Origin of the sequence: Pseudonocardia kujensis (assembly GCF_021283305.1) — a bacterium.
Lineage (GTDB): Bacteria > Actinomycetota > Actinomycetes > Mycobacteriales > Pseudonocardiaceae > Pseudonocardia > Pseudonocardia kujensis.
Genome location: NZ_JAJSOK010000010.1, coordinates 32184 through 52465, shown reverse-complemented (window position 1 = coordinate 52465; position 20282 = coordinate 32184). Strand labels below are relative to the sequence as shown.

Annotated in this window: 18 protein-coding genes; 10 read left to right on the top strand and 8 right to left on the bottom strand. The window is 73.5% G+C overall.

The window, feature by feature from the left end:
• Positions 1 to 3: 3 nt before the first annotated feature.
• On the bottom strand, positions 4 to 1572 hold the full coding sequence (locus LWC35_RS09825) for a dolichyl-phosphate-mannose--protein mannosyltransferase (RefSeq protein WP_372463028.1): 1569 nt from the start codon (positions 1570 to 1572) through the stop codon (positions 4 to 6).
• Positions 1573 to 1746: 174 nt separating this feature from the next.
• Between LWC35_RS09825 and rsmI the strand changes: the two genes are divergently transcribed.
• Positions 1747 to 2568, top strand: coding sequence for a 16S rRNA (cytidine(1402)-2'-O)-methyltransferase (gene rsmI / locus LWC35_RS09820; protein ID WP_232869737.1), 822 nt, complete (start codon positions 1747 to 1749; stop codon positions 2566 to 2568).
• A 34-nt stretch (positions 2569 to 2602) separates the two neighbouring features.
• On the opposite strand, the gene LWC35_RS09815 is transcribed toward rsmI, so the two are convergent.
• Together LWC35_RS09815 and LWC35_RS09810 are read right to left on the bottom strand one after the other, a co-directional pair.
• The gene (locus tag LWC35_RS09815) at positions 2603 to 3796 is read right to left on the bottom strand and encodes a cation:proton antiporter (RefSeq protein ID WP_232869736.1); all 1194 of its coding nucleotides are present in this window, start codon (positions 3794 to 3796) and stop codon (positions 2603 to 2605) included.
• Between the two features lie 3 nt (positions 3797 to 3799).
• Positions 3800 to 4282, bottom strand: a complete 483-nt coding sequence (locus LWC35_RS09810) for a cation:proton antiporter regulatory subunit (RefSeq protein WP_232869735.1) — start codon at positions 4280 to 4282, stop codon at positions 3800 to 3802.
• Positions 4283 to 4360: 78 nt separating this feature from the next.
• Here LWC35_RS09810 and zwf point away from each other — a divergent pair, with 78 nt between their 5' ends.
• Entirely contained in the window at positions 4361 to 5767 is a 1407-nt protein-coding gene (gene zwf, locus LWC35_RS09805) for a glucose-6-phosphate dehydrogenase (protein ID WP_232869734.1), read from the top strand.
• Positions 5764 to 5988: a trehalase-like domain-containing protein gene (locus LWC35_RS09800; RefSeq protein WP_232869733.1), complete on the top strand. Its 225-nt coding sequence runs from the start codon at positions 5764 to 5766 to the stop codon at positions 5986 to 5988. The genes zwf and LWC35_RS09800 overlap by 4 nt, the downstream gene beginning before the upstream one ends.
• 230 nt (positions 5989 to 6218) lie before the next feature.
• On the opposite strand, the gene LWC35_RS09795 is transcribed toward LWC35_RS09800, so the two are convergent.
• A complete protein-coding gene (locus LWC35_RS09795; protein ID WP_232869732.1) occupies positions 6219 to 6581 on the bottom strand; it encodes an ATP-binding protein in 363 nt (120 codons plus the stop codon).
• A gap of 187 nt (positions 6582 to 6768) precedes the next feature.
• Between LWC35_RS09795 and metG the strand changes: the two genes are divergently transcribed.
• The 3 genes from metG to LWC35_RS09780 all read left to right on the top strand — a co-directional run bounded on the left by metG (position 6769) and on the right by LWC35_RS09780 (position 11845).
• Entirely contained in the window at positions 6769 to 8559 is a 1791-nt protein-coding gene (metG, locus tag LWC35_RS09790; protein ID WP_232869731.1) for a methionine--tRNA ligase, read from the top strand.
• Positions 8560 to 8646: 87 nt separating this feature from the next.
• Positions 8647 to 9519: a TatD family hydrolase gene (locus tag LWC35_RS09785; protein WP_232869730.1), complete on the top strand. Its 873-nt coding sequence runs from the start codon at positions 8647 to 8649 to the stop codon at positions 9517 to 9519.
• A gap of 199 nt (positions 9520 to 9718) precedes the next feature.
• On the top strand, positions 9719 to 11845 hold the full coding sequence (locus tag LWC35_RS09780; RefSeq protein WP_308194502.1) for a resuscitation-promoting factor: 2127 nt from the start codon (positions 9719 to 9721) through the stop codon (positions 11843 to 11845).
• On the opposite strand, the gene LWC35_RS09770 is transcribed toward LWC35_RS09780, so the two are convergent.
• The 3 genes from LWC35_RS09770 to LWC35_RS09760 are packed head-to-tail and all read right to left on the bottom strand — an operon-like array spanning position 11842 to position 13196.
• The gene (locus tag LWC35_RS09770; protein ID WP_232869729.1) at positions 11842 to 12498 is read right to left on the bottom strand and encodes an HAD-IA family hydrolase; all 657 of its coding nucleotides are present in this window, start codon (positions 12496 to 12498) and stop codon (positions 11842 to 11844) included. The two genes, LWC35_RS09780 and LWC35_RS09770, sit on opposite strands and share 4 nt — an antisense overlap.
• Before the next feature lie 12 nt (positions 12499 to 12510).
• Positions 12511 to 12732: a hypothetical protein gene (locus LWC35_RS09765; protein ID WP_232869728.1), complete on the bottom strand. Its 222-nt coding sequence runs from the start codon at positions 12730 to 12732 to the stop codon at positions 12511 to 12513.
• Entirely contained in the window at positions 12729 to 13196 is a 468-nt protein-coding gene (locus LWC35_RS09760) for a VOC family protein (protein WP_232869727.1), read from the bottom strand. The genes LWC35_RS09765 and LWC35_RS09760 overlap by 4 nt, the downstream gene beginning before the upstream one ends.
• 43 nt (positions 13197 to 13239) lie before the next feature.
• Between LWC35_RS09760 and rsmA the strand changes: the two genes are divergently transcribed.
• The 4 genes from rsmA (at position 13240) to LWC35_RS09740 (ending at position 18459) form a co-directional block, all read left to right on the top strand.
• Positions 13240 to 14121 (top strand): 16S rRNA (adenine(1518)-N(6)/adenine(1519)-N(6))-dimethyltransferase RsmA, encoded by an 882-nt coding sequence (gene rsmA / locus LWC35_RS09755; protein WP_232869726.1) that lies wholly within the window; start codon positions 13240 to 13242, stop codon positions 14119 to 14121.
• A gap of 62 nt (positions 14122 to 14183) precedes the next feature.
• Positions 14184 to 15677, top strand: coding sequence for a DHA2 family efflux MFS transporter permease subunit (locus tag LWC35_RS09750; RefSeq protein ID WP_232869725.1), 1494 nt, complete (start codon positions 14184 to 14186; stop codon positions 15675 to 15677).
• 9 nt (positions 15678 to 15686) lie between these two features.
• A complete protein-coding gene (locus LWC35_RS09745) occupies positions 15687 to 16661 on the top strand; it encodes a 4-(cytidine 5'-diphospho)-2-C-methyl-D-erythritol kinase (RefSeq protein WP_232869724.1) in 975 nt (324 codons plus the stop codon).
• A gap of 10 nt (positions 16662 to 16671) precedes the next feature.
• Entirely contained in the window at positions 16672 to 18459 is a 1788-nt protein-coding gene (locus LWC35_RS09740) for an ABC-F family ATP-binding cassette domain-containing protein (RefSeq protein ID WP_232869723.1), read from the top strand.
• Positions 18460 to 18563: 104 nt separating this feature from the next.
• Here the strand turns inward: LWC35_RS09740 and LWC35_RS09735 are convergent, their stop codons facing one another.
• Positions 18564 to 20114, bottom strand: a complete 1551-nt coding sequence (locus LWC35_RS09735; RefSeq protein ID WP_232869722.1) for an MFS transporter — start codon at positions 20112 to 20114, stop codon at positions 18564 to 18566.
• Positions 20115 to 20282 lie beyond the last annotated feature (168 nt).

Below are 20282 nucleotides of genomic sequence, written 5' to 3'. Positions count from 1 at the left end.
GCCTCAGCGCCAGGACGGCAGCCAGAGCTCGGCCTGCCAGTGCTCGGGCGTGATCGGCAGCCCGACGAGGATCGGCCAGAGCCAGGCGAAGTTGGCCACCACGGCGCCGACCCACAGCCCGACGACGAGCAGGCCGGTGCGCCGGCGTTCGGACCCCGCCCGGCGGGCCCGGCCCAGGATGTCGCCCATGACCAGCACGGTGGCCAGCACCAGGAACGGCGCCACCGGCGTCATGTAGAAGAAGTACATCTGCCGGTCGATGTTGAGGAACCACGGCAGGAAGCCGGCCGCGTAGCCGACGAGCACCGCCGCGTACCGCCAGTCCGCGCGGGTGACCGTGCGCCAGATCCCCCAGAGCAGCACCGGGATCGCCGGCCACCACAGCGCGGGCGTGCCGACCAGCATCACGGCGCTGGTGCACTCGGTGGCGTCGCAGCCGTGGACCGACGCGCTGGACTCGTAGAAGTAGAGCATCGGGCGCAGACCCATGGGCCAGGTCCAGGGTTTGGACTCCCACGGGTGCGGGTGCCCGACCGGGGTGTCCAGGCTCTCGTGGAAGGCCAGGACGTGGCCGCTGTAGTACCAGAGCGACCGCAGTGCGGCGGGGACGACCGACCAGGGCCCGCCGCTCCCGACCTGGTTGCCCACCGCGTGCCGGTCGATCCCGACCTCGCTGCCGAACCACGCCCACCAGCAGCTCAGGTAGGTCAGCAGGGGCACCAGGAGCAGCGCCCACAGCGCCGGGGCCAGGTCGCGGCGCAGGGTCCCCACCCACGGCCGCGCGACGCCCGCGGCCCGCCGTGCCGACACGTCCCACAGCACGACGAGGACGCCGAAGAACGCCACCCAGTAGATGCCCGACCACTTCACGCCGCAGGCCAGGCCCAGCAGCACGCCCGTGGCCAGCCGCCACCAGCGCACCCCGAGCCGGGGGCCGAACGGGGACTCGGTGATCCGGTCGGCGACCGATGCGAGCCGCTCCCGGACGTCGTCGCGGTCCCGGACGAGCGTGCAGAAGGCGGCGAGCACGAAGAAGGCCTGGAAGACGTCGAGCATCCCGACCCGGGCCTGCACGTGCGACACGCCGTCGCAGATCAGGAGCACCCCGGCGAGGCCGCCGAGCAGGGTCGACCGCGTGAGCCGCCGCGCGACCCGCACGATCATGAGGATCATCAGCGTGCCGCAGAAGGCCGCGGCCACCCGCCAGCCCACCGCGTCGTAGCCGAAGAGCCACTCGCCGACCGCGATCAGCTGCTTGGCGAGGGGCGGGTGCGCGACGAGCTCGTAGCCCGGGTTGTCCTCGACGCCACCGTTGCGCAGCATCTGCCAGGCCTGCGGCACGTAGTGCTTCTCGTCGAAGACCGGGGTGCCGGAGTCGGTCGGGTAGCCCAGCCCGGCGAACCGCAGCACACCGCCCAGCACGGCGAGGGCTATCGCGAGCAGCCAGCTGCGGAGGGTGTCGGTGGGCGGTGGGGGTCCGAGCCGGACGGCGGGGTCCGGCTCCGGTGGGCGCAGCGGCGGCGGTGTGCCGACGGTGACCGCTCCCGTCACGTCGGGTTCGTCGTCGGCCACCACCCGGTCGGCCCGCACGGAGCCCTTCGCGCCCCCGGAACCCGTTGCGCCGACGGAACCCACCGAACCCACCGAGCCCACCGAACCCACCGAGCCCACCGAACCCACGGAGCCCACAGGGGTTCCGGCCCGCGCCCCGATCGGCTCCACCGGCCCGATCGTAGGCTCACGGTCATGCTCGTTCTCGCCGCCACCCCGCTGGGCGACGCCCGGGACGCCTCGGTCCGGCTGCGGGAGGCCATCGCCACCGCCGACGTCGTCGCGGCCGAGGACACCCGGCGCTTCCGGGCGCTCGCCGCGGCCCTCGACGTCCCGGTGCGGGGCACGGTGCTCAGCCACTACGACGCCGTGGAGACGGCCCGGATGCCCGGCCTGCTCGACGACGTCCGCGCCGGCCGGACCGTGCTGGTCGTCACCGACGCCGGGATGCCGGCGGTGTCGGATCCCGGCTACCGGCTCGTGGCGGCCGCGGCGGCCGAGGACCTGCCGATCACCTGCCTGCCCGGCCCGTCGGCCGTGACGACCGCGCTGGTCCTCTCCGGCCTGCCCTGCGACCGCTTCTGCTTCGAGGGCTTCGCACCGCGCAAGGCCGGGGAGCGGACGCGATGGCTGGGGCAGCTCCTCCACGAGCCCCGGGCGGTCGTGTTCTTCGAGTCCCCCCACCGGCTGGGCGACACGCTCCGGGCGGCGGTCGAGGTGCTGGGGCCGGAGCGCGCCGCCGCGGTGTGCCGCGAGCTGACGAAGACCTACGAGGAGGTCCGCCGGGGCCCGCTCGCCGAGCTGGCGGAGTGGGCGGCGGGCGAGGTGCGGGGCGAGATCACGGTGGTGCTCGCCGGTGCCGCGCCCTCGGCCGCTCCGCCGGTCGAGTCCCTGGTGCCGGCGGTGCAGGAGCGGGTCGCCGAGGGCGAGCGGCTCAAGGACGCCGTGGCCGCGGTGGCGAAGGCCGCCGGCGTGGGCAAGCGCGAGCTCTACAACGCCACCCTGCAGTCCTCGTGAGTGGCACGTGCCGCCGGCACGTGCCACTCACGGGTCAGTTGCCCGCGGTCGGGGCGGGCGCGGGCGCCGACCGGCGCTGGAGCGCGCGGGCGACCGGCTCCACGAACTTGGCCGCGATCGGGCCGAGGATCGCCATGATCAGTACGTACGCGGTGGCCAGTGCGGCCAGCTGGGCCGGCACGGCGGCGTAGGACACCGCCAGGCCCGCGATGACGATCGAGAACTCACCCCGGGCGATGAGCGCGGCACCCGCGCGGGCCCGGCCGAGCTTCCCGATGCCCTGCCGCCGGGCCGCCCACCAGCCGGTCGCGATCTTGGTCGCCGAGGTGGCGACGGCGAGCACCACCGCCCAGCCGAGCACCGGCGGGATGGCCTTCGGGTCGGTGTTCAGCCCGAAGACCACGAAGAACACCGCCGCGAACAGGTCCCGCAGCGGCTCGAGCAGCCGGGTGGCGTTGTGCGCGGTGGACCCGGAGATCGCGATGCCCAGCAGGAAGGCGCCGACCGCGGCGGAGACCTGCAGCGCCGAGGCGAGCCCGGCGACGAGCAGCGCCGCGCCGAGCACCTTGAGCAGGAAGACCTCGCGGTCCGGGCTGTCGACGACGGCCGAGACGTACCGGCCCCAGCGCAGCGCCACCAGCAGCACGACGGCGATCACCGCGAGCGAGATCCCGACGGCCTCGAGCCCGCCGATGAACGTCACGCCGATCAGCAGGGCGGTGAGGATCGGCAGGTAGACCGCCATGACCAGGTCCTCGAACACGAGGATCGACAGCACGACCGGCGTCTCGCGGTTACCGAGCCGGCCGAGGTCGGACAGCACCTTGGCGACGATCCCGGACGACGAGATGTACGTGACGCCGCCCATCACCATCGCCCCGACCGGACCCCAGCCGAGGATCAGCGCCACCGCCACGCCCGGCGCGGCGTTGAGCACGATGTCGAGCACGCCGCCGGTCCACGAGCGTTTGAGCCCGGTCATCAGCTCGGCGGCGGAGTACTCCAGGCCCAGCAGCAACAGCAGCAGGACGACGCCGACCTCGCTGGCCAGCGACGTGAACTCGCCGATGTCCCCGAGCGGGAACAGGCCGCCGGTGCCGAAGCAGAGCCCGCCGACGAGGTAGAGCGGGATGGGGGAGAGGCCGATCCGGCCCGCCAGCCGGCCGAGCAGTCCGAGCCCGAAGAAGACGGCGCCGAGCTCGATCAGTTCGAGCGCGGTGTGGTCCACGGGCTATCCGTTCTTGAGGATCTTGACGGCGTTGTCGAGCCCCTCGGACGTGCCGACGGTGACCAGCAGGTCCCCGGCGGTCAGGGTGAAGTCGGGAGTGGGGGACGGGTGCGCCTGGCCGGCTCGCATCACCGCGACCACCGAGACGCTCGTCCGGGTGCGCAGGGCGGTGTCGCCCAGCGTCCGCCCGTCGTACGGGCTGTTCTCGAGCACCGGGATCTGCCTGGTGTGGATGCCCGGCAGGTCCTTGTGCTCCTCGTTGAGCTGCGCGACCAGCTGCGGCGCACCGAGCAGGTTGGCCAGCGCCGAGGCCTCCTCGGCGGTCAGCGGCAGCTCGGCCAGGCAGGCGTCCGGATCGTCGGACTTGGACAGGATCAGCTCGATCTGGCCGTCGCGATGGGTGACGACACCGACGCGACGGCCGTTGCGCAGGGCGAAGTCCTTGCGTACGCCGATCCCGGGCAGGGGAGTGACCTCCACGTTCACCCCACAACGGTAACCCGGACGATCGTGACGTCCCGCCACGGAGGATTGGCCGCTGGACCGGGCGGGGTAGAGGGCCCCATGACCGGTCCGGATCTCCCGCCCCAGGTGCTCGTCCTCTTCGGCGCCACCGGCGACCTCGCGCGGCGCAAGCTCTTCCCGGGGCTCTTCTTCCTCTGGCGCGAGGGGCTGCTGCCGGCGGCCTTCCGGATCATCGGGTCCGGTCGGCACTCGCCCGGGACGGACGAGGAGTTCCGGGACGAGGTCCGCCAGGAGGGCGAGGGGTGGGAGGACTTCGCCTCCCGGATCAGCTTCGTGACCTCCTCGGCCGACGACGGGTCGGAGCTCGCCGAGGCCGTACGTGCGGTGGAGCAGGAGCTGGGCGGCGACGCGCGCCGGCTCGTCTACCTGTCCGTGCCGCCGTCGGCGGCGATCGGCATGGTCCGGATGCTGGAGAAGGAGGGCCTGAACGAGCGGGCCCACCTGGTGCTGGAGAAGCCGTTCGGGACCGACCTGGCGTCGGCGAAGGAGCTCGACGCGGCGCTGCTCGACGTGTTCGCGCCCGAGCAGCTGTTCCGGATCGACCACTTCCTGGGCAAGGAGGCGGTGCAGAACATCCTGGCGCTGCGCTTCGCGAACGGGCTGTTCGAGCCGGTGTGGAACGCGCAGCACGTCGCCTACGTGCAGATCGACGTCCCGGAGGAGATCGGGATCGAGGGCCGGGCGTCGTTCATGGAGTCGACCGGCACGTTCCGCGACATGATCTCCACGCACCTGTTCCAGCTGCTGGGCTTCGTCGCGCTGGAGCCGCCCACGGCGATCGACGCCGAGGGGCTGCACGAGGAGAAGGCGAAGGTCTTCCGGGCGATCCGCCGGCTGGACCCGGCGAAGGTCGTCTTCGGGCAGTACGAGGGCTACCGGGACGAGGAGGGCGTCGCCGACGACTCGCAGGTCGAGACGTTCGTGGCGCTCGAGGCGCGCGTCGACAACTGGCGGTGGAAGGGCGTGCCGTTCTACCTGCGCACGGGCAAGGCGCTCGCGCAGACCCGGCGCACGATCACCGTCGGCTTCCGGGAGCCGCCGCTCGAGGTCTTCCCCTGCGACGCCGACGGCGAGCCCAACGAGCTCGTCCTGGAGCTGACCGACGACGCCGAGATCTTCGTCGACCTCCGCGCCAAGCGCCCGGGCCCTGCGCTGGAGATCGCGCACGCCCGGATGAGCCTGGCGCTGGTCGAGGCGTTCCCCGGCTCGACCGCCGTCGAGGCCTACGAACGGCTGCTGCTCGACGCCATGCGGGGCGACCAGGCCCTGTTCACCTCCACCGCCGAGGTCGAGCGGCTGTGGGAGCTGTGCGACCCGGTGCTCGCCGACCCGCCGCCCGTGCACACCTACCCGCAGGGCTCGTGGGGGCCGCAGGAGGCCGTCGACCTGCCCGGCCCGCGGGGCTGGCGGATCCCCGAGGAGCGCGACGCCCGGGAGCGCGGGTGACGCAGCTGCCGATCGCCGAGCACGGCATGGTCGGCGACCTGCGGACCGCGGCCCTGATCGGCACCGACGGCACGGTCGACTGGTTCTGCGCGCCCCGCCTCGACTCGCCCAGCCCCTTCGCCGCGCTGCTCGACGAGGAGACCGGCGGCCACTGGAGCTGCACCCGACCTGCGAGGTCGCCTCCCGCCAGCAGTCCCACTTCCCCGACTCCAACGTCCTGATCACCCCGTTCCTCACCGAACACGGGATCGTCGAGGTGCCGGACTTCATACCGCTGCTGCGCGACCACGATGCCGAGCACCGGCAGCGGATGATCAGCTCCGCGATCAACCTGGACCGCGCCGGGGTGGGACGGGAGGCCCGACCCGCGCTCACGGGTCGGGGTGGCTGCGAAGGAGCACGCGGCTGTCCCAGGCCGGGCCACCGGTGGACCGGACCTGCACCGCGGCGGTCAGGTCGCGGACGGGCGCGGGGAGCTCGTCCGCACCGGCGGCGCCCCGGGCCGCAGCGCGATCTCGACGGACCGTGAGACCGCGCCGACGACGACGCCGGCCTCGAGCCAGAGCGGGCCGCCCTCGATACGGGTGGGGTGGGCGTGCCGGATCGCGTGCGTCAGCGCCTCGACGGTGGCGGTGACGACGTCGTCGGCGTGGCCGTCGGGCCACCCGAGCGTGCCCAGCCAGACCCGCAGCGCGCCGCGGACGAGTCCCACCGACCAGGCCTCACCGGGGACGCGGATGCCCCACGCCGCCTCGGGCAGCCGGCCCGTCCGCGCCCCGGCGGGGCCCGCACGGGACCCCGTCTGCTCGAACACCGGCCTCACCTGCCCGTCGCCGTGGCCTCGACTCCGGCACGGACAGGCTGATCGAGCCTTCGTGGGGCCCCACCGGCGGCCCCGTGGAGCGGCCGTCCGCGCAGCCGGGCGCGCCGTCGCGGCGGGCTCCGATCACCCTGCCGTGGGCGGCGGGAAGCCGGTTCCGCGGCGGGCCTACGCTGGTCACATGAGTTCCTCCGTGCTGACCGCCGTGGCGTGGCCGTACGCCAACGGTCCGCGGCACATCGGCCACGTCTCCGGCTTCGGTGTGCCCTCCGACGTCTTCTCGCGCTTCCGCCGGATGTCGGGCGACCGGGTGCTCATGGTCAGCGGCACGGACGAGCACGGCACCCCGATCCAGGTGCAGGCCGACGCGGAGAACCTCACCCCGCGCCAGCTCGCGGACAAGTACAACAAGGTCATCACCGAGGACCTGCAGGGCCTCGGGCTGTCGTACGACCTGTTCACCCGGACCACGACGTCGAACCACTACGACGTCACGCAGCAGATGTTCCTGTCGCTGTACAAGAACGGGTACATCGTCCCCAAGACCCAGATGGGTGCGATCAGCCCGTCCACGGGCCGTACGCTGCCGGACCGCTACGTCGAGGGCACGTGCCCGATCTGCGGGTACGACGGCGCGCGCGGCGACCAGTGCGACAACTGCGGCAACCAGCTCGACCCCGCCGACCTGATCAACCCCCGGTCGCGGATCAACGGCGAGACGCCGAAGTTCGTCGAGACCGAGCACTTCTTCCTCGACCTGCCCGCCTTCTCCGAGTCGCTGGGCCGCTGGCTGTCCACGCGCACCGACTGGCGGCCGAACGTGCTCAAGTTCAGCGCCAACCTGATCGAGGACCTCAAGCCGCGGGCCATCACCCGCGACCTCGACTGGGGCGTCCCGGTGCCGCTCGACGGCTGGCGCGACAACCCGCTCAAGCGCATCTACGTCTGGTTCGACGCCGTCATCGGGTACCTCTCGGCGTCCGTCGAGTGGGCCCGCCGCGGTTCCGACCCGGACGCGTGGAAGCAGTGGTGGACCGACCCGGCCGCCCAGAGCTACTACTTCATGGGCAAGGACAACATCACCTTCCACTCGGTGATGTGGCCGGCGATCCTGCTCGGGCAGAACGGCCAGGGCGACCACGGCGGCGAGCCCGGCACGTTCGGCACGCTGAACCTGCCCAGCGAGATCGTGTCGTCGGAGTACCTCACGATGAGCGGGTCGAAGTTCTCGACCTCACGCGGCACCGTGATCTACGTCGGGGACTTCCTGCGGGAGTTCGGGCCGGACGCGCTGCGCTACTTCATCGCCGTCGCCGGTCCGGAGAACCAGGACACGGACTTCACCTGGGAGGAGTTCGTCCGGCGGATCAACTTCGAGCTGGCCAACGAGTGGGGCAACCTCGTCAACCGCTCGATCTCGATGGCGCACAAGAACGTGGGCGCGATCCCGAAGCCCACGGCGCCCACCGAGGCCGACGCGGCCCTGCTCGCCACCTCGAGGGCCGGCTTCGACACCGTCGGCGACCTGCTGCGCCGCAACCGCTTCAAGCAGGCGGTCACCGAGGCGATGCGGGTCGTGGGCGCGGCGAACAAGTACATCTCCGACCAGGAGCCGTGGAAGCGCAAGGACGACCCGGACCGCCGGGACACGATCCTGCACACCGCGCTGCAGGTGGTGTCCGACGCGAACACCCTGCTCACGCCGTTCCTGCCGCACGCCGCGCAGAAGGTGCACGAGGCGCTGGGCGGCGAGGGCGTGTGGGCGGCACAGCCGGAGATCCGGTCGGTGGAGGACCTGGGCGACGGCCCGGACTACTCCGTCCTCACCGGGGACTACACCGACCAGCAGGCCACCTGGGAGTCCCGGCCGATCGAGGTCGGCCGCCCGCTGGCCAAGCCGACCCCGCTGTTCGCCAAGCTGGCCCCCGAGCTCGGCGAGACCGGCCCGGAGTGGGCACCGATCCAGAAGTGACCCGCCCCCTGATCGCAGTAGGGAACCACAACGGGTTGAGTAACGGCGTTACGACTCGTTGTGGTTCCCTGACGCACGCAGGTGCCGATGGCTAGGCGCGAGCGGCCGGAGCCCCCCGAGCCGCTGGGCGTGCCCACCGTCGACGCCCACACCCACCTCGACGCCTGTGGCTGCGAGACGGCCGAGGACGTCGCCGCCGCCATGGACCGGGCCGCCGCCGTCGGCGTCGGCCGCGCCGTCACCGTGGCCGACGACCTCACGGCCGCGAGATGGGCCGTGCAGGCCGCGCACTGGGACGAGCGGGTCGCGGCGGCCGTCGCGCTGCACCCGACCCGCACCGCCGCCGTCACGGACGACGAGTTCGCCGAGATCGAGCGGCTGGCCGCCGACCCGCGCGTGGTGGCGGTCGGCGAGACGGGCCTGGACTACTACTGGGACCACTCGCCGCCCGAGGCCCAGCAGGCCTCCTTCCGCTGGCACATCGACCTCGCCAAGCGGCTCGGCAAGCCGCTGATGATCCACGACCGCGAGGCGCACGCCGACGTGCTGCGCCTGCTCCGGGAGGAGGGCGCGCCGGAGACCGTGGTCTTCCACTGCTTCTCCGGCGACGCCGCGATGGCCCGCGAGTGCGCCGACGCCGGTTACGTTCTGTCGTTCGCCGGACCGGTGACCTTCCGCAACGCCGCCGCGCTCCGCGAGGCCGCGGCGATCCCCGACGACGACCACCTGCTGGTCGAGACGGACGCCCCGTTCCTCACTCCGCACCCGCACCGCGGCCGCGCCAACGAGCCCTACTGCCTACCGTGGACGGTGCGTGGCCTCTCCGAAGTCCGTGGCGTGCAGGCGGATGCGCTCGCCGGGGCCACCGGCCGCAACGCCGAGCGGGTCTTCGGGCTCGCCGACCTGCCGCCCGTCGCGACTGTGCCGTCGCCCGACGGTCGGGCACCGCGCTCGGCGTAGCGGACGCACCGTTCGGCGCTGCCGCGCGCGTCGGGGTCGAACCCGGCGAGCACAGCCCGTTACGGTTCCGTGATCGCCCAGCCGGGAGGAGTCCGCTCCCCAGCATCGGTGCGGCGACGCGTGACCGGGCGTTCCCCGACCCCGCCCCGGTCACCGTCGCGCGCCACCCCTGCCCGGTCCGACGAGCGTCTGGAAGCCAGTGGTCGACGTATCTGCGCGCGCGCGCCGGCGCGCGGTCCGGGTCCGCCTGGGACTCGAGTCGCTGGAGCACGCCGAGCCGCCGGTCGCCACCGACGCACCGACGCTGCGCCCGGGACCGTGGCTGGAGTACGACGAGGGGGCCGACGAGAGCCCCGACCCGGCGGAGGACCTGCGCGGATACGCCGACTCCGGCGTCGCGGTCCGGGACTACGTCCCGGGATCCTGGTGGACCGAGGCCGAGGAGAGCGCCGAGGAGAGCGTCGAGGAGAGCGAGGCCGACGGGGCGTCCGGCCGGGCGGCCGGCGCCTGGCTCGACCGCTCCGAGCACGTCGAGGACATCTGGGCCGGCGGCACCTGGGCCGAGGACGGCCCGCGCGGCGAGGCCGAGCCGTTCACCGCCCCGTTCGCGGCGATCGAGGTCGTCGGGACGCCGGAGCTGCCCTCGGAACCCGAGGCGCCGGCGGGGCCGGGTGCCCTGGACACCGTGCCCGCTGGCGGCAGCTGGTTCGACGAGGCGCCCACGGGCGGGATGCCGCGCGTGGAGCCGTCCGTCCGGGAGGACGAGACCGCGCGCATCGACACCGGCGGGTTCGTGGCGCTGGAGGACACGGGCCGCTTCCCGGCGCTCGAGGACACCGGCCGCGTCGACTCCGGCCGGTTCGCGGCGTTCGAGGACACGGGGCGCGTCGACTCGGGGCGGTTCACCGCGTTCGACGACACGGGGCGGGTCGACTCGGGGCGGTTCGCCGAGGTCGAGGACACGGGGCGGCTGGACTCGGGCGCCCTCGCCGTCGTCGCCCCGGCGGCTCCCGACACCCGGCCCGACACCCGGCCCGACACCGTGCCCCCTGCCGAGCCCGAGACCGAGGCGTTCGCCGTCGTCGCCCCTCCGGCGCCGGCGGAGCCCGAGCCGCTCGGCGTCACCGCCGCGCCCGCCACCCCCCGCACGTCTCGCACCGCCGCCCCCCGCACCGCGACGCCGCGCGCGACGCCGCCCGCCCGTGCCGGCCGGAGGTCCGGCTTCGGTGCCCGCGCGGTCGCCCTCGCCGCCCTGCTCACGCTCACCGCGGGCAGCGCGACGGCGCTCGCGGTGGACAAGTCCGTGACGGTGACGGTCGACGGCCAGGACCGCGTCCTGCACACCTACGCCGGCGACGTCGCCGGCGTGCTGGCCGCGGCCGGCATCGCCGCGAACCCCCAGGACCGCGTCGAGCCCGCGCCGACCACGGAGATCGCCGACGGCGACCAGGTGATCGTCAACCGGGCCCGGATGCTCACGCTCACCGAGGGCGGGCAGACCCGCAACGTCTGGACCACGGCGTCGTCGGTCGACGAGGCGCTCAAGGGCCTGGGCGTGAACGTGCAGCCGATCCAGATGTCGCTCGCGCCGGACACGCAGATCCCGATGGGCGGCCTCGACGTCCGCGTCGAGGTGCAGCGCACCGTCACCCTCACCGACGGCACCGGCGCGCCCGAGCAGATCACCACCAGCGCCGGGACGATCGCCGGGCTGCTGGCGGACAAGGGCGTCACCCTCGGCCCGGACGACGTGTCGGTGCCCAGCAGCGACACCCAGCTGACCGACGGCATGCAGATCCACCTGGTGCGCAACGGCGTCGGCGAGGTCGTCGAGGTGCGCCGGACCGACCCGCCGGTGCAGGAGATCGAGGACCCCGAGCTGCCCCGTGGGAAGCGCGAGGTCGTCGACCCGGGCGCGCCCGGCGAGCAGACCGCCGTGATGCGCGTGTACGTGCAGAACGGCCAGGAGGTCCGCCGCGAGCAGATCCGCGCGGGCGCGAGCACCCCGCCGCGGCCGCGGATCGTCAAGGTCGGCACCAACGACGAGGAGCCCGAGGTGCCGGCGATCTCCGACGGCGCGGTCTGGGACCGGCTCGCGCAGTGCGAGGCCGGCGGGAACTGGGCGATCAACACCGGCAACGGCTACTACGGCGGCGTCCAGTTCGACGCCTCCACCTGGCGCGCCTACGGCGGCACCCAGTACGCGCCGCTGCCGCACCAGGCCAGCCGCGAGGAGCAGATCACCGTGGCCAGCAAGGTCCGCGACTCCCGCGGCGGCTACGGAGCCTGGCCCGCCTGCGCCCGCAAGCTCGGCCTGCCCCGCTAGAAGGTGCCCGGGGCGAGGTCGAGGGCCTTCTCCAGGTCGGCGAGGGCCTGGTCCTCGCTCGTCACCTTGATCGCCCGCATGCCCAGCGCGGCCGCGGGCTTGCAGTTGATGCCCAGGTCGTCGAGGTAGACGCAGTCCTCGGGGCGCACGCCGAGCCCCGAGCAGGCCAGCTCGTAGATCGCGGGATCGGGCTTGCGCACCCCGACCTTGCTGCTCTCCACCACGTACTCGAACCGCGCCATGATCGCGGCGATCTCGGCGGCGCGCTCCTCGGTGGCGGACATCTGGGCGCCGTGCCCCGCCGGCACGTTGTTGGTGATGCAGCCGAGCCGGTGGCCCCGCTCCTTGAGCAAGTCGAGCGCCGCGACCATCCGCGGCCGGACCGAACCGGACAGCACCGCCAGCACGACGCTGCCGGGCAGGTCGTGGCCGAGCGCGCGGGCCTCGGCGGCGAACTCGGCGTCGAACGCCGCGGCGTCGATCTCCGCACGCTCGAACCGGGCCCAGGCGTTGGTGTCCGGGTTCGTGGAGTTGATCCGGCGGACGAGGTCCCTGGGCAGCCCGCGTTCGGCCTCGATCCGGGCGAACGCCTCGAAGGGGGAGGCGGTGATCACGCCGCCGAAGTCGAACACCACGGCCGGGAGGTCGGTCATGATGCGACTGTATTACGGCTGCGGCCTGCGCAGAACGAACCGGACGCCGCCGAGGTCCAGCTCACGGTCCGCGCGCGCCTCCAGGAGCACGGTGGTCACGGCCTCGACGGGGCCGCCCCGGAAGGTGGCCGTGGCGTCGTCGAGCCGCAGGGTGTCGCCGTCGAGCGGGGCGCCGGTCGCCGCCGCCCAGCGCCCCGCCGGGCCCACGACCTCGATCCCGCGCAGATCCGTCACGACCCCGGTGCGGACGTGCTCGCGCCACGGCCCCTCGACGACGGTGAAGTCCTCGGGCGGGTCCGAGACGTCGAGCGAGAGCAGGGCGGCCCCGTGTCGGCGGGATGCAGGTGCCGGGAGGCCCAGCGGCCCCGGGTCTGCGGGCGGTCGAACTCCGCGACCACCCGGATGCCGTGCCCCGCGAGCCGTTCCCGCTGCCCCTCCAGGTCCGCGACCTGGAGGATCACCATGGACATGCCCTCGCCCGCGCGCTCCAGCCGGCGTGCCGCCGACGTCCCCTCCCGCACGGCCGCGCACACCTCCAGGAACCGGTCGCGGCCCAGCGGGTAGATCGCGCTGGAGACGCCGAAGCCCTCGAGCTCGGCCTCGAACGAGCAGCGGGACAGGCCCAGGTCGCCGGCGATCCGGGCGTCGAGAGCCTCCGGATCGCCGGTGAGCAGGGTGGGCCGGCGCAGTCTCCGCATCCCCGCAGTCTGCCGTGCGGGTGCGATCCCGGATGATGGATCCGTGACCGAACCCGCCACCTCCCGCCTGCTGGGCCCGGCAGAGGTGCGTGCGCTCGCCGAGCGCTTCGGCATCCGCCCGACCAAGAAGCTCGGGCAGAACTTCGTCCACGACCCGAACACGGTCCGCCGGATCGTCAGGGCCGCGGACCTCACGGCCGAGGACGTCGTGGTCGAGGTCGGGCCCGGGCTGGGCTCGCTGACCCTCGCGCTGCTCCCCGCCGCCGCGCACGTGCACGCGGTGGAGATCGACCCGGCGCTCGCCGCCGCCCTGCCCGGCACGGCCGCCGAGTTCGCGCCGGCGCTGGCCGACCGGCTGACGGTCACGAACGTCGACGCCATGAAGGTCGAGGCGCTGGACCCGGCGCCCACCGCGGTCGTCGCGAACCTGCCGTACAACGTCGGCGTGCCCGTCCTGCTCCACCTGCTGGCCGCCCTGCCGAGCCTGGAGAAGGGCCTGGTCATGGTGCAGCAGGAGGTCGTGGACCGGCTCGCGGCGGGTCCCGGGAGCAAGACCTACGGCGTCCCGAGCGTCAAGCTGGCCTGGTTCGCCGACGCCCGCCGCGCCGGGCCGGTCCCGCGGGCGGTGTTCTGGCCGGTGCCCAACGTCGACTCCGGGTTGCTGGCCTTCACCCGCCGGGACCCGCCGCCCGGCGACGGGGCCGCGGCAGATCGGGGCAGGGTGGACCGGGCCGAGGTGTTCGCGCTGGTCGACGCCGCTTTCGCGCAACGTCGCAAGGCCCTGCGGCCCGCGCTGGCCGGATGGGCCGGATCCCCCGCGGCCGCCGAGGAGGCCCTGCGCGCCGCCGGTATCGATCCGATGGCCCGCGCCGAGACACTCGGTGTCGAGGACTTCGCCCGGCTGGCCGCACACCGCCCCCGGTAACCCCGGGCTTTCCGTCGGTGCGGCGGCCTACCCTTTCACCGCGCACCGACCCGAGGAGAACCATGGCCGTCAGCGACACCGGCGCGAGCGCCGAACCCGGCACGCGCCCCGGCGTCACGGAGCCGTCGAGTCCGTGGCCGGCCCTCTGGGCGCTGGTCCTCGGCTTCTTCATGATCCTGGTCGACTCGACGATCGTCTCGGTCGCCACGCCCGCGATCCAGTCGGACCTGGGGGCGAGCGTCGACGCCGTGGTGTGGGTGACCAGCGCCTACCTGCTGGCCTACGCGGTGCCGCTGCTGATCACCGGCCGCCTGGGGGACCGGTTCGGCCCGCGCCGGGTCTACCTCGCGGGGCTGGCCATCTTCACGGTCGCCTCGCTGTGGTGCGGGCTCACCGGCACGATCGCGTGGCTGGTGGTCGCCCGGGTCCTCCAGGGCCTCGGCGCCTCGATGATGACCCCGCAGACCATGGCGGTGATCACGCGGACCTTCCCGCCGAACAAGCGCGGCCAGGCGATGAGCCTGTGGGGCGCGGTCGCGGGCGTCGCCACGCTGGTCGGGCCGATCCTGGGCGGGGTGCTGGTCGACGGGCTCGGCTGGGAGTGGATCTTCTTCGTCAACGTGCCGGTCGGGGTGGTCGGGTTCGTGCTGGCGCTGCGGCTCGTGCCCGCGCTGCCCACCCATGTGCGCCGCTTCGACGTCCTGGGCGTGGTGCTGAGCGCGGTCGGGATGTTCCTGCTGGTCTTCGGCATCCAGGAGGGGCAGAGCTACGACTGGGGCGCCGGCGTCTGGGCGTTGATCGTGTCCGGCCTCGCGGTGCTGGCCGGGTTCGTCTGGTGGCAGGGCCGCAACCCGGCCGAGCCGCTGATGTCGCTGAGCCTGTTCCGCGACCGCAACTTCAGCCTGGCCAACATCGCGATCACCACGGTCGGGTTCGCCGTCACGGCGATGGCCTTCCCGATCACCTTCTACGCGCAGGGCGTCCTGGGGCTCAGCCCCACGCGCGCGGCCCTGTTGCTCATCCCGCTGGCGGTGTTCTCCGGGGCCCTGGCCCCGTTCGTCGGCCGGCTCACCGACCGGGCGCACCCGCGCTGGATCGCGGGGTTCGGCATGACCTGCTGGGCGGCGTCGCTGGTCTGGCTCGCGGCCGTCATGAAGCCCGACGCCGCGATCTGGACCCTGGAGCTGCCGATCGCGCTGCTCGGCGTCGGCAACGCGTTCGTCTGGGGCCCCGTCGCCACGACCGCCAACCGCAACCTGCCGCCCGCGCAGGCCGGGGCCGGTGCGGGCGTCTACAACACCACGCGGCAGGTCGGCGCGGTGCTGGGCAGCGCAGGCATCGCCGTGCTCATGGAGTCCCGCATCGCGGCGAACGTCGGTGGGGGCGGCGGGGCGCGGACGGAGAGCATCAGCGCCATCCCGGTGGCGCTGCACGGCCCCTTCAGCACGGCGATGGCGCAGGCCCTGCTGCTGCCCGCCGGAGTGCTGCTGGTGGGCCTGGTGGCCGTGCTCACCTTCACCGTCAGCCTCAGGTCACCGGTCGCACGCGGTCAGTAGGGTTGGGTGGTGCTCTCCGCCGTTCGTCCTCCGGTCACCGTCCGGGTGCCCGCGAAGATCAACCTCCACCTGGCGGTGGGCGGCGTGCGCACGGACGGCTACCACGACCTGGTCACGGTCTTCCACGCCGTGAGCCTGTTCGACGAGGTGGCGGTCTCGGCGAGCGACCGGCCGGGCCTCGAGGTGCACGGCGAGGGCGTCTCCGAGGTGCCGGTCGACGACACGAACCTGGCCTGGCGGGCCGTCGAGCTGCTGGCCCAGCGCTCCGGCCACGACCCGGACGTGCGCGTCGTGCTGCGCAAGGGCATCCCCGTGGCCGGCGGGATGGCCGGCGGGAGCGCCGACGCCGCGGGAACACTGGTCGCACTCTCGGCGTTGTGGAAGCTGGATCTCAACCGGGACGAGCTGTCGTCCATGGCGGCCGAGCTGGGCAGCGACGTCACCTTCGCCCTGCACGGCGGCACCGCGCTCGGCACCGGCCGCGGCGAGCAGATCGTCCCGGTCCTGTCGCGGCACCCGATGCACTGGGTGATCGCGCTGGCCCGGCGCGGGCTGTCCACCCCGACGGTCTTCACCGAGCTGGACCGGCTGCGCGGCGAGGAGGAACCGCCGGAGCGCCCGGTCGAGCCGGTGCTGGGGGCCCTCGCCCAGGGCGACCCGCGCCAGCTCGCGCTCTCGCTGGGCAACGACCTGCAGGCCGCCGCGGTGAGCCTCGCGCCCGACCTGCGCCGTACCCTGAGGGCAGGGGTCAGCGCCGGCGCGCTGGCCGGGATCGTCTCCGGCTCCGGCCCCACCTGCGCGTTCCTCTGCTCCGACGCCGAGTCGGCGGTCGAGGTCGCCGCGGAGCTCGCCGGTGTCGGCGTCTGCCGCACCGTCCGCGTGGCGCACGGGCCCGTCCCCGGGGCCCGCGTCGTCGACGCGGACGAACCCCCACCCGTACCGCCCGCCCCGAGCGGGTCGCCCTGGCCGCCGGCCCGGGCCTGAGAGAGGACAGATGGCCGGACAGAACCTGGTCAACCTGGAGAACGTCACCGCGCACGTCCCGGGCGACGCCTCCCGCGTGCTGCTCGACGCCGTGTCCCTCGGTGTCGAGCGCGGCGAGCGGGTCGGCGTCGTCGGCCTGAACGGCGGCGGCAAGACCACCCTGCTCGAGGTGCTGGCCGGCCGTCGCGCGCCCGACGGCGGCCGGGTCTCCCGCCTCGGCGGCCTGAAGCTCGCCTACCTGACCCAGGGGGACGACTTCCCGGCCGGCGCGCGGGTCCGTGACGTCGTGCTCGCCCACTACGACGCCGACCACGAGTGGGCCTCGGACCCGAAGGCGCGCGACGTCCTGGGCGGCCTCGGCCTGCGCGACCTCGAGCGGACGGTCGACGGGCTGTCCGGCGGCGAGAAGCGCCGGGTCGCGCTGGCCCGCGCGCTGCTCGGCGAGCCCGATCTCGTGGTGCTCGACGAGCCCACCAACCACCTCGACGTCGAGGGGATCAGCTGGCTCGCGGAGCACCTGCTGTCCCGGCGCTGCGGCGTCGTGGTCGTGACGCACGACCGCTGGTTCCTCGACGCCGTCTGCACCCGGACCTGGGAGGTCGCCGGCGGGCGCGTCGAGAGCTACCTCGGCGGTTACCAGGACTGGGTGTACGCGCGCGCCGAGCGCGCGCGCCAGGCCGACGCGGCGGAGATGCGCCGGCGCAACCTGGCCCGCAAGGAGCTGGCGTGGCTGCGGCGCGGGCCGCCCGCGCGGACGTCGAAGCCGCGGTACCGGATCGAGGCCGCCGAGGCCCTGATCGCCGACGTGCCGCCGCCGCGCAACACCGTCGAGCTGCTGAACTTCGCCACGAACCGGCTCGGCCGCACCGTCCTCGAGCTCGAGGACGCCACGGTGACGATCGGTGACCGGACCCTGCTCGACCACCAGACCTGGCGGCTGGGCCCGGGCGACCGGATCGGGATCGTCGGCGTCAACGGTTCGGGCAAGACCACGCTGCTCCGGTCGCTGACGGGCGAGCGCCCGCTCGACGGCGGCACGCGCATCGAGGGCAAGACGGTGCAGCTCGCACAGCTCACCCAGGACCTCGTGGACCTGCCGAAGGACATGCGGGTGCTGGAGGCGGTCGAGGCCGTCGCCAAGTACGTGCGGTTCGGCAAGGAGGAGATGACGGCCTCGCAGGTGGCCGAGCGGCTGGGCTTCCCGCCCGCCCGCCAGTGGACGCCCGTGGGCCGGCTCTCCGGCGGCGAGCGGCGTCGGCTGCAGCTCACCCGGCTGCTGATGGCCGAGCCCAACGTGCTGCTGCTCGACGAGCCGACCAACGACCTGGACGTCGACACCCTGACCAACCTCGAGGACCTGCTCGACGGCTGGCCGGGCACGCTGGTCGTGGTCAGCCACGACCGCTACCTGACGGAGCGGGTGTGCGACACCGTCGTGGCGCTGTTCGGCGACGGGAAGATCACCCACCTGCCCGGCGGCATCGAGGAGTACCTCCGCCGGCGGCAGGCGGCCGGAACCTCCACGGCGCCCCCGCAGGCCGCCGCGGCGCCGGCGCCGAAGGCCGCCCCGGCGGTCAACGCGGCCGAGCAACGCGCCGCCCGGAAGGAGGCGGCGCGGCTCGAGCGGAAGATGGAGCAGCTCACCAAGCGCGAGGAGCAGCTGCACACGAAGCTTGCCGAGGCCGCGACCGACCCGGCCCGGCTGATGGAGCTCTCCGCCGAGCTGAAGTCCGTCGAGGCCGAGCGGGAGACCATCGAGCTGGAGTGGCTCGAGGCCGCGGAGAAGGCCGAAGCCTGACCTGCTCGCACTATGGTTCCATAACGCACATTCAGTGACCTTTCTCGCGCGTTATGGAACCATGATGCGGGGGTTGTCAGCTGGCCAGCGTCAGCCGCCCCACCTCAGCCACGGAGGGCCGCCAGCTCCTCGGCGCGCCGCCGCTCGTGCGCGGCCAGGTCGGCGCGCGCCTTCGCCACGCTCCACCGGCCGCGCAGCAGGGGCACGGTGGCGGCCAGCCCCACCGCACACACCACCGCGATCCACATCCACAGCCGCCACTGGTCGCCCGTCACAGCCGCGGCCTGCTGGATCTCGCCCAGCTTGGCCGCCAGGTCCGGCGGGATCGCCTGCCCGGCGGCCTGGAGCCGCTCGGCCTCCGCGACGTACGGCTCGGCGGCGACCAGCGTGTTCGCCGAGGTCACCACGTGCGGCACGATCAGGAACGACAGGAACACCACCACGCGGATGATCCACGCCCAGATCGCGAGGCCGGTCGCGGTGAGCGCCGGGTTGCGGGCCTCGACGGTCTCGGTGAAGGCCGCGTACCAGGGCACGGCGAACCCGGCCCAGGAGGTGGCCAGCACGGCCATGATGATCGCGAGCGTGAGGTAGCTCGGCTTCCCGCCGACCAGCGTGATCAGCACGATCTGCATGGCGATGCACAGCACCGCGCCGCCGAGGATCCACGGCTTGCGGACCAGGAAGCGGTCGACGAGCGCGCCGTAGGTGAGCGAGAGCAGCACGTTGAACGCCCAGGCCCAGGCGATGACGCTGTTCGCCGCGGCGAGGTCGAAGCCCCAGACCGTGGTGAACAGGACCGGCGCGAAGCCGACGATCGTGTAGTAGAAGAGCAGCGCGATCGAGAACCCGAGCGCCGGGACCACGACGTCGACCTTCAGCAGCTGTCGCCACGGGTGCGCGAGATCGACCTTCACCTCGCCGCGCGCGGCCCGCGCCTCGAGCAGCTCGCGGTCCTCCTCGGACACCGCGGCCTGGTCGCGCAGTGCCGGGTTGAGCTCCTTCATCCAGATCAGCGCGATCACCGCGACGACGATCCCGGCGATACCGGCGATGCGGAACTGGCTCTGCCAGGTGACGAGCGAACCGAGGGTCATCGCCGCGACCGCGGACGCGAGCAGCGAGCCCGCCGGCGGTGCGACGTTCCAGAAGCCCATGGCCCGGGCCCGCCCCATCTGCGGGCTGAAGTCACGCACCAGTGCCGGCGTGGCCACCAGCAGCATGCCCTCCATGATCGCGACGATCGTCGAGAGGATCATGAAGGTCCACTTGTCCTGGACCTGGGTGACGGCGAACGCCGTGACCGCGCCGACCACCAGCATCCCGTAGACCACGATGTTGGCCCGGCCCAGCCGGTCGGCGAGCCCGGCGGCGAGGGATCCGAAGGCGCCCAACAGGTTCGCCACCGCGAGGCCGGTCGTGAGGAACAGGAACGACATCCCGAGCTGCTGGGAGACCAGCGTCGAGACGGCACCGAGCGTGTACTGCTCGTAGTAGATGACGACCGTGGCGAGCACGGCGAGCACGAGGCGGGCGTAGCGCTCGCCGCCGGTCGGATAGCGGTCGAGCCTGCGGTCGATCAGGAAGGCCCAGCGGCGGCGCGCAGACGCCTCCGTACCGGTTCCGGGCAGGGTGGAGCGCACGGTCGAATCCACAGTGGAGGTCCTCGTTCCCTCGGCGACGCTGCATCCCGGGAGCGGAGACGGGCGGGTACCCATCTGCCGAACGATCGTTAAGCGGGACCGTAACCCCGGTCACAGCGAGGGGTCAACGGCCGGTTCCGCTGCGTACACCGGCAAACCGGACGGAGCGGGACGAACCCG